Origin of the sequence: Enterobacter sp. 01-M-03-SI-ECC, from assembly GCF_047530215.1 — a bacterium.
Classification (GTDB): domain Bacteria; phylum Pseudomonadota; class Gammaproteobacteria; order Enterobacterales; family Enterobacteriaceae; genus Enterobacter; species Enterobacter chengduensis.
In genome coordinates, this window is sequence record NZ_JBLKDA010000007.1 from 57,585 (window position 1) to 70,348 (window position 12,764).

Consider the following 12,764-nt stretch of genomic DNA (forward strand, 5'->3'; position numbering starts at 1 on the left):
CCGGCTCGGTGCAGGCCCCTCTCCCCTGTGGGGAGAGGGTTAGGGTGAGGGGTAAAGGTCACTCCACCAGCATCTTCACCACAACCTTACGCACTTTCGCCGGTGCTCCTACCGCGCACAGCGGCTTGTGCACTTCGCCCGGCCAGAACACCACGAAATCCCCTTCGCTTAGCACCACGGTTTTCTCCTGCTCGCCTTCCGGCAGGAACGCGATGTCTTTGTCCGCCAGCCAGTCGGTGTCCGGCGTGCCGTGCGGCAGGGTGCTGAAGGTCATCCCCTCCTGGCCCTTCATTACGATCTGGATATCCAGATAGCGCGCATGGTACTCGGCGCGGCGATCGGCAAACGGCTGAGTGATGTCCTCCGAAACCAGATAAAACAGGCTGTTGCCGTTGATGTCATGTTTCCCGAGCGGCGTCGCGTCGGTGACGTGGCTTTTGACGTGCTCAATGGCCTGGCGCAGCGCGTCCGGCAGCCAGGGCTGGAGATGGTGGATGTTGCCAATGATCATGCGAAAACCCTCGATATAAAACAACGTTTCATTTTCATCTCTTATACGAGAATCCAGGCTGCCATACCAGCCCTTTTTGGAAGAGGTTTGCGCGAGCGCATGTTTATCGGAAAAGGTGTTAATTCTCTGTTAATCCTTCCCGGCAATTATGCAGGGGTTATGCATAACCTTGATAAACGCTTGCCACGCGACCGCTCTAACCTGTTGATCGTTCGCTTTAATTAACAAAACTCCTTGCCGTCTCACACTTTACTGTTTTGATAATTTGCTCTAAAAAACCATAATTATTTATTGATTTTTCTTAAGTCAAAAATAGTTAATTACGTTAATTGCATAGCCATTCCAACTCATGATATTTATCATTTAAAATCAAACACATAACAACTTATTTCAAAAGATTAAAATCTACAAAATAATAACAACCCCAAATAATGCCACGGGATCCTGCTTAGCTATTCACCCTGCAATAATATGAAATTAATCATTATCTGATGCGAATCATGCAAATGAAAACAAACCCCTTAATATCCGTTTTCGCGTGAGCGATATCACAATACGGATTATTTAACTGCCTAGTATGAATCACGAAATCAATTGAGCTTAGCCGCCATGAAATTAATACATGACATGGCGCATGCCCTTTTTATTCTGAAAAACAGTTAAAGGAATAATTATGGAAAAGCATTACGTCGGTTCTGAAATTGGTCAATTGCGTAGCGTTATGCTGCACCGCCCAAATTTAAGTCTGAAACGCTTAACGCCATCAAACTGTCAGGAGCTGCTATTCGATGACGTGCTCTCGGTTGAACGGGCGGGTGAAGAGCATGACATCTTCGCAAACACGCTGCGCGAGCAGGGTGTGGAAGTCCTGCTGTTGACCGACCTTCTCACTCAAACCCTTGATATTGCAGAAGCCAAAGCGTGGCTCCTGGAGACGCAAATCTCCGACTACCGCCTCGGGCCAACCTTTGCCGGCGACGTGCGCGGCTGGCTGGCAGATATGCCGCACCGGGAACTAGCGCGCAGATTAAGTGGCGGATTAACCTACGGCGAAATTCCGGCAGCCATTAAAAATATGGTGGTGGATACCCACACGGCGAATGACTTTATTATGAAGCCGCTGCCGAACCATTTATTTACCCGCGATACCTCCTGCTGGATATATAACGGCGTCTCTATTAACCCGATGGCTAAACCGGCGCGCCAGCGTGAAACCAATAATCTGCGGGCAATATATCGCTGGCACCCGGCGTTTGCCGACGGCGATTTTATTAAGTATTTCGGCGACGAGAATATTAATTACGACCACGCCACCCTGGAAGGCGGCGACGTATTGGTCATTGGCCGCGGGGCGGTGCTGATCGGCATGTCCGAGCGCACGACGCCGCAGGGCGTGGAGTTCCTCGCCAACAGCCTGTTCAAACACCGTCAGGCCGAGCGCGTGATCGCCGTTGAGCTGCCAAAACACCGCTCCTGCATGCACCTTGATACCGTGATGACCCACATCGACGTGGATACCTTCTCCGTCTACCCGGAAGTGGTGCGCAAGGACGCCCAGTGCTGGACGCTCACCCCGGACGGACGCGGCGGGCTGCTGCGCACCCAGGAAACCGACCTGCTGCACGCCATCGAGAAGGCGCTCGGCATTACCCAGGTGCGCCTGATCACCACCGGCGGCGACGCCTTTGAGGCCGAACGCGAGCAGTGGAACGACGCCAACAACGTGCTGACCATCCGCCCGGGCGTGGTGATCGGCTACGAGCGCAACGTCTGGACCAACGAGAAGTACGACAAAGCGGGCATTACCGTGCTGCCGATACCAGGTGACGAACTCGGACGCGGCCGCGGCGGCGCGCGCTGCATGAGCTGCCCACTGGAACGCGACGGAATTTAAAGGAGCCATCATGGAACGAAAACCTACTCTGGTTGTGGCCCTCGGCGGCAACGCGCTGCTGAAGCGCGGCGAGCCGCTTGAAGCGGAGATCCAGCGCCAGAACATCGAGCAGGCCGCCCGCACCATCGCCGGGCTGACGGCGCAGTGGCGCGTGGTGCTGGTGCACGGCAACGGCCCGCAGGTCGGGCTGCTGGCCCTGCAGAACAGCGCCTACGACAAAGTGACGCCCTACCCGCTGGACGTTCTCGGTGCCGAAAGCCAGGGAATGATCGGCTACATGCTCCAGCAGGCGCTGAAAAACAGCCTGCCGCAGCGGGAGGTAAGCGTCCTGCTCACGCAGGTCGAAGTGGACCCCGCCGACCCTGCCTTTAGCAATCCGACCAAGTACATCGGGCCGGTGTACAGCGAAGCCCAGGCGAAAGCGCTGGCGGCTGAAAAAGGCTGGGTGTTTAAGGCCGACGGCAGCTACGTCCGCCGCGTGGTGCCGTCTCCGCAGCCGAAGCGCATCGTCGAGAGCGACGCCATCACGGCGCTGATCCAGCGCGACCACCTGGTGATCTGCAACGGCGGCGGCGGCGTGCCGGTGGTGGAGAACGCCAACGGCTATCGCGGGATTGAGGCGGTAATCGACAAAGACCTCTCCGCCGCCCTGCTGGCCCGCCAGATAGAGGCCGACGCCCTGCTGATCCTCACCGATGCCGACGCGGTGTACCTCGACTGGGGCAAACCGACCCAGCGTCCGCTGGCGCAGGTGACGCCGGAACTGCTCAGGGGCATGCAGTTCGACGCCGGATCGATGGGGCCAAAAGTGGCCGCCTGCCGCGAGTTTGTTGAAGCCTGCAACGGCATAGCCGGGATCGGCGCGCTGGCCGACGGCGCGGAGATCCTCGCGGGCGAGAAAGGCACGTTGATTCGTAACTGAATAACTTCCCCCTCACCCCTGCCCTCTCCCCACAGGGGAGAGGGAGCAAACCATCCCCTCGCCCCTTTGGGGAGAGGGTTAGGGTGAGGGGTCAGGTCTTAGACATTAATTTTAAAAAGGATTTCCCACATGACCATCAACCTGAAAAACCGCAACTTCCTGAAACTGCTGGACTACACCCCGGCGGAGATCCAGTACCTGATCGACCTCGCCATCGAGCTGAAGGCGGCCAAAAAAGCCGGGCGCGAAAAGCAGACCCTGGTCGGGAAAAACATCGCCCTGATCTTTGAAAAAACCTCCACCCGCACCCGCTGCGCCTTCGAAGTGGGCGCATTCGACCAGGGCGCGCAGGTGACCTACCTCGGCCCAAGCGGCTCGCAGATCGGCCATAAAGAGTCGATGAAGGACACTGCCCGCGTGCTGGGCCGGATGTACGACGGCATCGAATACCGCGGCTACGGCCAGGCCATCGTCGAGGAGCTGGGCGAGTACGCGGGCGTGCCGGTGTGGAACGGCCTGACCGACGAGTTCCACCCGACGCAGATCCTGGCTGACCTGATGACCATGCTGGAGCACGCGCCGGGCAAAACCCTGCCGGAGCTGAGCTTTGCCTATCTCGGCGACGCCCGCAACAACATGGGCAACTCGCTGATGGTCGGTGCGGCCAAGATGGGAATGGATATCCGCCTCGTGGCACCGAAATCCTTCTGGCCGGAAGCCGGGCTGGTTGAGCAGTGCCGCGCCATCGCCAAAGAGACGGGCGCGCGCATCACCCTCACCGACGACGTGGAAGAAGGCGTTCGCGGGGCCGATTTCCTCTACACCGACGTGTGGGTCTCCATGGGCGAGCCGAAGGAGGCCTGGGCCGAGCGCGTCAGCCTGATGAAGCCGTATCAGATCAATGCGGACGTGATGAAGGCCACCGGCAACCCGAACGTCAAGTTCATGCACTGCCTGCCCGCATTCCACAACGAGCACACCAAAGTGGGCCGCGAGATCGAGATGGCCTATGGGCTGAAGGGGCTGGAGGTGACGGAAGAGGTCTTCGAATCGCCAAACTCCATCGTCTTCGACGAAGCGGAGAACCGCATGCACACCATTAAAGCGGTCATGGTGGCGACACTCGGCGACTAATCACCGCCCGGCGCGCCGCGGGGTGCGCCGGGTTTAAGGAGAACATCATGGGCAAGTTTAAGTTTCCCTCCGCTTACACCATTCTCTTTTTTCTGATTGCCGTTGTGGCGGCGCTGAGCTGGGTCGTCCCCGCCGGTCAGTACCAGATGGCAATGAACGAGACCCTCGGCAAAGAGGTCCCGATTGCCGGCACCTACGCGCACGTGGCGGCCCATCCGCAGGGGCTGGTTTCCGTCCTGATGGCGCCCATTGCCGGGCTGTACGATCCGGTTTCCGGCCAGGCCGGGGCGATCGACGTGGCGCTGTTTATCCTGATCATCGGGGGATTTCTCGGGATCGTCACCAAAACCGGCGCGATTGACGCCGGGATCGAGCGCGTTACCACCCGGCTGCGCGGGCGCGAGGAGTGGATGATCCCGATCCTGATGGCGCTGTTTGCCGCGGGCGGCACGATTTACGGCATGGCCGAAGAATCCCTGCCGTTCTATACCCTGCTGGTGCCGGTAATGCTGGCCGCCCGGTTCGATCCGGTGGTCGCCGCCTCTACCGTGCTGCTCGGGGCGGGGATCGGCACGCTCGGCTCCACCATCAACCCGTTCGCGACGGTGATCGCCGCCAACGCCGCCGGGATCCCCTTCACCAACGGCATCGCCCTGCGCGTGGCGCTGCTGGTCATCGGCTGGATCATCTGCGTGGCGTGGGTCATGCGTTACGCCCGCAGGGTGCGCAAGGATCCTTCACTCTCTATCGTCGCGGATAAGCAGGAGGAGAACCGCGCCCACTTCCTCGGCAACAAGGGCGAACAGTCGCTGGAATTCACCCCGGTGCGCAAACTCATCCTGGTGATTTTCGCCCTCGCCTTCGCGGTCATGATCTACGGCGTGGCGGTGCTCGGGTGGTGGATGGCGGAGATCTCGGCGGTGTTTCTCGCCAGCGCGATTATCGTCGGGCTGATTGCGCGGATGAGCGAAGAGGAGCTGACGTCTACGTTTATCAACGGCGCGCGAGATTTGCTGGGCGTCGCGCTGATTATCGGCATCGCGCGCGGTATCGTAGTCATTATGGATAAGGGCATGATTACCCACACCATTTTGCACAGCGCGGAAGGTCTGGTCAGCGGGTTGTCCACGGTGGCGTTTATCAACGTGATGTACTGGCTGGAGGTCGTGCTGTCGTTTCTTGTGCCTTCTTCATCCGGCCTGGCCGTTCTGACGATGCCGATCATGGCACCGCTTGCCGATTTCGCTAACGTCAACCGCGACCTGGTGGTAACCGCTTACCAGTCCGCTTCCGGCATCGTTAACCTGGTCACGCCGACCTCGGCGGTGGTCATGGGCGGGCTGGCTATCGCCCGCGTGCCCTACGTGCGTTATCTGAAATGGGTGGCGCCGCTGCTGGGGATCCTGACGGTGGTGATCATGGTGGCGTTGAGCCTGGGGGCAATGATGTGATGTTTTGAAGTTGTAGGCCCGGTAAGCGTAGCGCCACCGGGCGTTTTGTTTCAGCCACTTACATGAGAAATAGTTATGACGGAATATGGTGATTACTCTCCAAAAGAACAGTTACAGCTGACGGTCTGCCAGCGCCTGATCGCAGAAAAGAGTTATCTCTCTCAGGAGGAGATCCGCCGGGATTTGCAGGAGCGTGGTTTTGAAACCATCAGCCAGTCCACCGTTTCACGTCTGCTTAAATTGCTCGGCGTCATAAAAATTCGAAATGCCAAAGGGCTAAAGATTTATTCGCTGAATCCCCAGCTGCGCCCGGCCCCCGACGCCGCGCGTACCGTGTCCGAAATGGTGGTCAGCGTCGAGCACAATAGCGAGTTTATCCTTGTGCATACCGTCGCCGGATATGGCCGCGCGGTGGCGCGAATTCTGGATTATCACCAGCTCCCGGAGATTTTAGGCGTGGTGGCGGGCAGCAGTATCGTCTGGGTCGCACCCCGGGTGGTGAAGCGCACCGCGCTGGTGCACAAGCAAATTAATTATTTACTCAGAACGCATTAATATTCACAAAGAACCGTTTGCACTGAGTAAAGCGTGCATTAAATCGCTTGATCCGAAAAGCGAGCTGCGTATAATGCCCGACAATTTGCCGGGAGGAAGCATGGTCAAGCGTGTACGACATAACGTCTTACCGCGTCTGAAATCAGACGCTGGCCTGCCGTTTTTCTTCCCGTTGCTAAACCTATTCCCAGAGCCCCTCATTTGAGGGGCTTTTTTTTGCCCGGCGTCAGGAGATAAACATGAATCCGCTTTATCAAAAACACATCATTTCCATAAACGACCTCAGCCGCGAAGAGCTGGAACTGGTTCTGGAAACCGCGGCAAAACTGAAGGCCAATCCGCAACCGGAGCTGCTGAAGCACAAGGTGATTGCGAGCTGCTTCTTTGAAGCCTCGACCCGCACCCGCCTCTCCTTCGAGACCTCCATGCACCGCCTGGGCGCGAGCGTGGTGGGATTCTCGGACAGCAGCAACACGTCGCTGGGTAAAAAAGGCGAAACCCTGGCGGATACCATTTCAGTGATTAGCACCTACGTCGACGCGATTGTGATGCGTCATCCGCAGGAGGGCGCGGCGCGTCTGGCAACCGAATTCTCCGGCGGCATTCCGGTGCTGAACGCCGGTGACGGTGCTAACCAGCACCCGACGCAAACCCTGCTGGATCTGTTCACCATTCAGGAGACCCAGGGCAAGCTCGAGAACCTGAATATCGCGATGGTCGGCGACCTGAAATACGGCCGCACCGTTCACTCCCTCACCCAGGCGCTGGCGAAATTTAACGGTAACCGCTTCTTCTTCATCGCCCCGGACGCGCTGGCGATGCCGCAATACATTCTCGACATGCTGGACGAGAAAGGCATCCAGTGGAGCCTGCACGCCAGCATCGAAGAGGTGATGAGCCACGTGGATATTCTTTATATGACCCGCGTGCAGAAAGAGCGCCTGGACCCGTCCGAGTACGCCAACGTGAAGGCGCAGTTCGTGCTGCGCGCCAGCGACCTCGAGGGCGCGCGCGACAACATGAAGGTGCTGCACCCGCTGCCGCGCATCGATGAGATCGCCACAGACGTGGACAAAACGCCGCACGCCTGGTACTTCCAGCAGGCCGGGAACGGCATTTTCGCTCGCCAGGCGCTACTGGCACTGGTTCTGAATCGCGACTTAGCTCTGTAAGGGGAGACGACCATGACGCACGATAACAAACTCCAGGTTGAAGCCATCAAGCGTGGCACCGTGATTGACCATATCCCTGCCCGGGTGGGCTTTAAGCTGCTGACGCTGTTCAAGCTGACCGAAACCGACCAGCGCATCACCATCGGCCTGAACCTGCCGTCGGGCGAGATGGGCCGCAAGGACCTGATTAAAATCGAGAACACCTTCCTGACCGACGAGCAGGTAAACCAGCTGTCGCTGTACGCGCCGGACGCCACCGTCAACCGCATCGACGAGTATGAAGTGGTCGGCAAATCCCGCCCGAGCCTGCCGCATCGCATCGAGCGCGTGCTGGTCTGCCCGAACAGCAACTGCATCAGTCATGCTGAGCCGGTTTCCTCCAGCTTTGCAGTGAAAAAACGCGCCGATGACATCGCGCTCAAATGCAAATACTGCGAAAAAGAGTTTTCTCATTATGTGGTGCTGGCCAACTAATTGAGGTTGGTAATGAAATCCCGGCTGTTATAATGGCCGGGAACATTCTTAACGCTGTCATTCTGGAGAAAACATGAGCAAAGTACTCGCGACGGAAAATGCACCAGCCGCTATCGGCCCTTACGTTCAGGGCGTTGATCTGGGCAGCATGATCATTACCTCAGGTCAGATCCCGGTGAACCCAAAAACCGGCGAAGTGCCAGCCGACGTTGCGGCGCAGGCGCGCCAGTCGCTGGAAAACGTGCAGGCTATCGTTGAATCTGCCGGACTGAAAGTAGGCGACATCGTGAAAACCACCGTTTTCGTGAAAGATCTGAACGACTTCGCAACCGTTAACGCTACTTACGAAGCCTTCTTCACCGAGCACAACGCCACCTTCCCGGCGCGCTCCTGCGTGGAAGTCGCGCGTCTGCCAAAAGACGTGAAAATTGAAATTGAAGCGATTGCCGTACGCCGCTAATTCATTTCAGTTATACAGGGCAGCTTCGGCTGCCTTTTTTATTTTGACTATTTTTACCTTCGCAAGACGATGACGGCGCGGTCAGGGAATCAATACACTCGCACACCTTCAATTCCCGCTTCGGACTAAAAATGAAAATCTCCAGCATTGCGTTGGCTGTAGCAACCTTCACGGTTGCCTCTTCTGCGCTGGCGCACGGCTATATCGAATCTCCCGCCAGCCGCGCTTATATGTGCAAACAGGGACAAAATATTGACTGCGGTCTGGTGGAATATGAACCCCAGAGCGTAGAACGGGCCTCCGGTTTCCCGTCAGGGAACCTGCCGCCGGATGGCGAACTCGCCAGCGCCGGGATTGCCAACTACTCCCAGCTTGATAAGCAAAGCCAGAATGCCTGGACCAAAACGCCGATGACCGCCGGGGTGCATCAGTTTGTCTGGCACCACACCGCGCCGCACAAAACCACCAACTGGCGTTATTACATCACCAAACAAAACTGGAATCCGAACAAGCCGCTGACCCGCGATCAGTTCGACTTAACGCCGTTTTGCACGGTGAACGGCAACGGCCAGGCACCCGCAATGACCCAGTCGATGAACTGTAACGTGCCGGAACGTACCGGTTATCAGGTAATTTACGGCGTGTGGGAAATTGCCGATACCGCCAACAGCTTCTATCAGGCCATTGACGTGGATTTCGGCAACGGCGGCAGCGTCACGCCGGATGAAACCCCGGCCGCAGCCTCCGTCTGGCGCAAAACGCTGAGCGGCCAGGTCGCGGGTAACAACCTCAACGTGGGCGATAAGGTGATTGCCCGCTTCTTCGATGCCAATGGCGAAATCGCCTCCATGGCGACCGGGCTAACCATCGCCTCGCCTCAACAGGGCGATGCCAACCAGTGGGCTTACGATCTGGCGCAAAAAATTAACAGCGCCCACAGCGACGTGCGCGTCGGCGTGAAGGATGAAAGCGGAGACGTTAACCCGGTTCACGGCGCAAACGGCGTTTTCGTAAAAGAGGGCAGCACGCTGAAGTCGGTGGCGATTTCTTATGAAGAGCAAAAAGCAGTGGTGAATGAGTCCATCGCCGTGACTGACCTGCATTACAGCAAAGTGATTAACGGTGCCGCGACGGTGACATTCCACGTCAATACGCAGGGTGACGTGAACGTTGAAGCGCACGTGTTAAACCATCCCGGGGCGGAAAAAGGCTACCTTAAGCAGGATATGAATAACAGCAGCCAGGACGTGACCATGAACCTGACAAACGTCACGCCAGGGCACCACATGCTGAAATACTACGCCACCAATAAAGCCGGCACCCTGTTCGCGCAGGACGTGCTGGATATGATGCTCGAAGGTGAAGCCGCCTCCGGCAATACCGGTAAATCTGATTTTATCTTCCCGGATAACGTTGCCTCTTATAAGGCGGGCACCGTGGTGTTGCAGCCTAAAGACGGTAAGACCTATGAGTGCAAGCCGTTCCCGTACAGCGGGTACTGCAAGCAGTACAGCACGACCGCCACCCAGTTCGAACCCGGCGTGGGTTCACACTGGAAAGAGGCGTGGATATTGAAGAACTGAGTTGCCTTTACGCCCGGCGGCACTTCGTTTGCCGGGCCTACACGTCTCGTAGGCCCGGTAAGCGTAGCGCCACCGGGCGCTTATGTTACTGGTTTCGCGTCGCTCTGAGCAGCGTCTCGAGCGGATAGACCGCCGCAATGACCACTTCGTCCTGCACCTTTGCCGCGTTATCCAGCTCGCGCTGAATCGACGCAATCTCCTTATCGTCCAGCGTCCCCTGACGCGCCACCAGGTCGGTGAGCCGCAGGCCAATCGACGCCAGCTTATCCACCTCCTGAATCACCGGCTTAACGGCCTTCAGCTGATAGCTGTTTTCGCTGAGCGCCAGCGCGTCGCTGGTGTTGCTCTGCCAGCGGTTAAAGACGTGGCGCAGCGCGTCGGCACTTTCCGTATCTTCCGCGTCGCTCACCAGCCGGTTCGCCCACCTGTGCATCTGGCGCACGGTGGCGCTTTCGGCGTTAAGCGCATCGGCAAAGCGGTTGAGCGGCTCGAACTGATGATAGTTTCCGGCCTGGAACTTCAGGTGCTGGCGGGTGTAGTACTGCGCGGGCTCAATCGCCTGCGCGAGGATCTGCAGCGGCAGGGTGTCGGCATTGCCCGCAAGGCGCGTGAACTGCACCTGCTGCTGGGTATGCTGCTGCAGCCCGACCGATACCGTCGACCAGCTGTCCATCGCCTGCAGGCGGGTGTACATGTTGTCGACATCGTTGACGTCCCGGGCGGACCACAGCCGCTCCGCCACCGCAAAGGTGCGCGGCCACAGGCGAACGTCCAGCACCGGCGCCACCACGTTTTCTGCCCACAGCGCGGCCTCGCCGCCGAGCAGGTTGGCCTGGTTCGCCGCGTCCGGCACGACGGGGGGCGTGCCTTTCGGCACGTCGTCCAGACGCGTGCCGCTAATCGGGTAGCGGGTATTCCCGACAAGGAAATAGCCGGAGAGTTTATCGTTATCGACGGTCACAACCGGGCGCGTTTCGCCCATCCAGGTATCAACGGTAAACGTCACCTGGCTGTCGTCGCGCCAGTCGATGTTCTGCACCGCGCGGCGGGATTTCCCGGCAAAATCAATAAACCCGCGCCAGCCCGCATCCCCTTTCACCAGGGTAAAGCTCCCTTCCACCGGCTTGCCCTTCAGGCGCGGCATGGAAAAGGCCCAGCTCTGGGCGCTGTCGGTGTCGGCTATGACGTCCACGCCGTTCAGCCCCTGCGGGACGATCTCGTTGCGGTAGTGATAGGCGGTTGACTGAGGCTGGTCGAGATAGAAGCCCGTCGAGAGAATACCCTTGTAGCCGTTCTGCGCCACCTGACCCAGCGCGTCCTGCCCCTGCCAGGACTGGATCAGAATGCTTTTCGGCAGATCGGGATGGTAGATCTCGTCCCAGCCGACCATCTGCCGATGATGTTTTTCGAGGATCGTCTCCAGCCTGCGGTTGAAATAGGCCTGCAGCGCGTGGCTGTCCGCCAGCTTTTTGTCGCGCATAAACTGCTGGATGGCCGGGTTCGCTTTCCACTGGCTGTCATCCACCTCGTCGCCGCCGATGTGCAGATACGGATCGGGGAAGATCGCCGCCAGTTCGCTGACCATCGCGTCAGCAAAGGCGTAAGTTGCCTCTTTGGTGGGATCCAGAACCGGCTTCAGCACGCCCCAGTGGCGCTCCATGGCGTACGGCCCCGGCGCGCTCATCAGCTCCGGGTAGGCCACGGCAATCGCCGAGGCGTGGCCCGGCATGTCGATCTCCGGCACCACGCGAATGCCGCGCTCGGCGGCGTAGCGCACAACCTCACGCATCTGTTCCGGCGTGTAGAACAGCCCGTCGCTGGCAAGCTGCGTCAGCTTTGGGTAGCGCGTCGAGCTGAAGCGCCAGCCCTGATCGTCGGTTAAGTGCCAGTGCAGGACGTTGAGCTTGGCGGCGGCCATGCCGTCGATCTGCCGTTTGATATCCGGCAGCGGAATGAAGTGGCGCGCCGAGTCCAGCAGCAGCCCGCGCCACGGGAAGCGCGGCGAATCTTCAATGGTCACCCACGGCAGCGAGGTGTTTTCCGCGCCGTTCTGCACCAGCTGGAGCAGGGTTTCCATGGCGCGCAGTGCGCCGAAGCGGGTGTTGGCGGAGATGTTCACACCGTTGGCATCCACCGTAAGCCTGTATCTTTCATCGCTGTCCGGCAGCGGCTGCGGTTTTACCTTTTTCGCGATGGCGATGCGGATCGTCGGTTTGTCGGGCTTTTCAGCCTGCGGCTGCAGCGTCCAGCCGGTTTGCAGGGCGATGCGCTGGCGCAGGCGGCTGGCGGCGTCACCGAGATCGTCCCCGCTGACGCTGATGGATAGGCCGTTGCCGAGCACCAGCGCGCCCTGGGTCGTCGGGCGTTCGACCTTTGCAGGCCAGGGCATTAAAGGGAGATCCCCTGCCGGGGCGGCAAAGGCAGAGGCGCCGAGCATCAGCCCGGCGGTTAAGAGACTGTACCGTAACATGAATGTTCCTTATCTGACGGGCCAAATAAAGGCAAAACATTCTGTTAACATGCGCTCAAATTGTCGTCAAGCGAATGCGCCGACGGAGATCACAGGTTGTTGAATTTGGGAGGAAAGCTATCTGCCGGGTGGCGGTTG

At 58.6% G+C, this 12,764-nt stretch carries 13 protein-coding genes and 1 pseudogene; 11 read left to right on the forward strand and 3 right to left on the reverse strand.

Annotated features, from left to right (window positions below; translation table 11 throughout):
- Nucleotides 1–58 precede the first annotated feature (58 nt).
- Nucleotides 59–511 carry a YhcH/YjgK/YiaL family protein gene (locus tag ACMWKK_RS08940; protein WP_112780458.1) on the reverse strand — a complete coding sequence of 151 codons (453 nt, stop codon included), beginning with the start codon at nucleotides 509–511 and terminating at the stop codon, nucleotides 59–61.
- Between ACMWKK_RS08940 and ACMWKK_RS08945 the strand changes: the two genes are divergently transcribed.
- The 6 genes from ACMWKK_RS08945 to ACMWKK_RS08970 all read left to right on the forward strand — a co-directional run bounded on the left by ACMWKK_RS08945 (nucleotide 488) and on the right by ACMWKK_RS08970 (nucleotide 6,467).
- The gene (locus tag ACMWKK_RS08945; RefSeq protein ID WP_139156888.1) at nucleotides 488–736 is read left to right on the forward strand and encodes a hypothetical protein; all 249 of its coding nucleotides are present in this window, start codon (nucleotides 488–490) and stop codon (nucleotides 734–736) included. The genes ACMWKK_RS08940 and ACMWKK_RS08945 overlap by 24 nt on opposite strands.
- Before the next feature lie 448 nt (nucleotides 737–1,184).
- Nucleotides 1,185–2,405: an arginine deiminase gene (gene arcA, locus ACMWKK_RS08950; RefSeq protein ID WP_112780457.1), complete on the forward strand. Its 1,221-nt coding sequence runs from the start codon at nucleotides 1,185–1,187 to the stop codon at nucleotides 2,403–2,405.
- A 10-nt stretch (nucleotides 2,406–2,415) separates the two neighbouring features.
- Nucleotides 2,416–3,327, forward strand: a complete 912-nt coding sequence (gene arcC, locus ACMWKK_RS08955) for a carbamate kinase (protein WP_112780456.1) — start codon at nucleotides 2,416–2,418, stop codon at nucleotides 3,325–3,327.
- 129 nt (nucleotides 3,328–3,456) lie between these two features.
- The gene (argF, locus tag ACMWKK_RS08960; protein ID WP_045331738.1) at nucleotides 3,457–4,461 is read left to right on the forward strand and encodes an ornithine carbamoyltransferase; all 1,005 of its coding nucleotides are present in this window, start codon (nucleotides 3,457–3,459) and stop codon (nucleotides 4,459–4,461) included.
- A gap of 47 nt (nucleotides 4,462–4,508) precedes the next feature.
- Nucleotides 4,509–5,912 carry a YfcC family protein gene (locus ACMWKK_RS08965; RefSeq protein WP_112780455.1) on the forward strand — a complete coding sequence of 468 codons (1,404 nt, stop codon included), beginning with the start codon at nucleotides 4,509–4,511 and terminating at the stop codon, nucleotides 5,910–5,912.
- Between the two features lie 75 nt (nucleotides 5,913–5,987).
- Nucleotides 5,988–6,467: an arginine repressor gene (locus ACMWKK_RS08970; RefSeq protein WP_023334317.1), complete on the forward strand. Its 480-nt coding sequence runs from the start codon at nucleotides 5,988–5,990 to the stop codon at nucleotides 6,465–6,467.
- A gap of 3 nt (nucleotides 6,468–6,470) precedes the next feature.
- Here the strand turns inward: ACMWKK_RS08970 and ACMWKK_RS08975 are convergent.
- Nucleotides 6,471–6,588, reverse strand: a pseudogene (locus ACMWKK_RS08975) (hypothetical protein).
- On the opposite strand from ACMWKK_RS08975, the gene ACMWKK_RS08980 reads away from it, so the two are divergent.
- The 5 genes from ACMWKK_RS08980 (at nucleotide 6,568) to gbpA (ending at nucleotide 10,156) form a co-directional block, all read left to right on the forward strand.
- The gene (locus ACMWKK_RS08980) at nucleotides 6,568–6,672 is read left to right on the forward strand and encodes a pyrBI operon leader peptide (protein WP_022646880.1); all 105 of its coding nucleotides are present in this window, start codon (nucleotides 6,568–6,570) and stop codon (nucleotides 6,670–6,672) included. The pseudogene ACMWKK_RS08975 and the gene ACMWKK_RS08980 sit on opposite strands and share 21 nt — an antisense overlap.
- A 34-nt stretch (nucleotides 6,673–6,706) precedes the next feature.
- A complete protein-coding gene (gene pyrB / locus ACMWKK_RS08985; protein WP_112780454.1) occupies nucleotides 6,707–7,639 on the forward strand; it encodes an aspartate carbamoyltransferase in 933 nt (310 codons plus the stop codon).
- A 12-nt stretch (nucleotides 7,640–7,651) separates the two neighbouring features.
- Nucleotides 7,652–8,113: an aspartate carbamoyltransferase regulatory subunit gene (pyrI, locus tag ACMWKK_RS08990; RefSeq protein ID WP_112780453.1), complete on the forward strand. Its 462-nt coding sequence runs from the start codon at nucleotides 7,652–7,654 to the stop codon at nucleotides 8,111–8,113.
- A 73-nt stretch (nucleotides 8,114–8,186) separates the two neighbouring features.
- The gene (ridA, locus tag ACMWKK_RS08995) at nucleotides 8,187–8,573 is read left to right on the forward strand and encodes a 2-iminobutanoate/2-iminopropanoate deaminase (protein ID WP_003863373.1); all 387 of its coding nucleotides are present in this window, start codon (nucleotides 8,187–8,189) and stop codon (nucleotides 8,571–8,573) included.
- 131 nt (nucleotides 8,574–8,704) lie between these two features.
- On the forward strand, nucleotides 8,705–10,156 hold the full coding sequence (gene gbpA / locus ACMWKK_RS09000) for an N-acetylglucosamine-binding protein GbpA (protein WP_112780452.1): 1,452 nt from the start codon (nucleotides 8,705–8,707) through the stop codon (nucleotides 10,154–10,156).
- Between the two features lie 85 nt (nucleotides 10,157–10,241).
- Here gbpA and ACMWKK_RS09005 read toward each other — a convergent pair whose 3' ends face one another.
- The gene (locus ACMWKK_RS09005; RefSeq protein ID WP_112780451.1) at nucleotides 10,242–12,626 is read right to left on the reverse strand and encodes a beta-N-acetylhexosaminidase; all 2,385 of its coding nucleotides are present in this window, start codon (nucleotides 12,624–12,626) and stop codon (nucleotides 10,242–10,244) included.
- Between the last annotated feature and the right edge of the window lie 138 nt (nucleotides 12,627–12,764).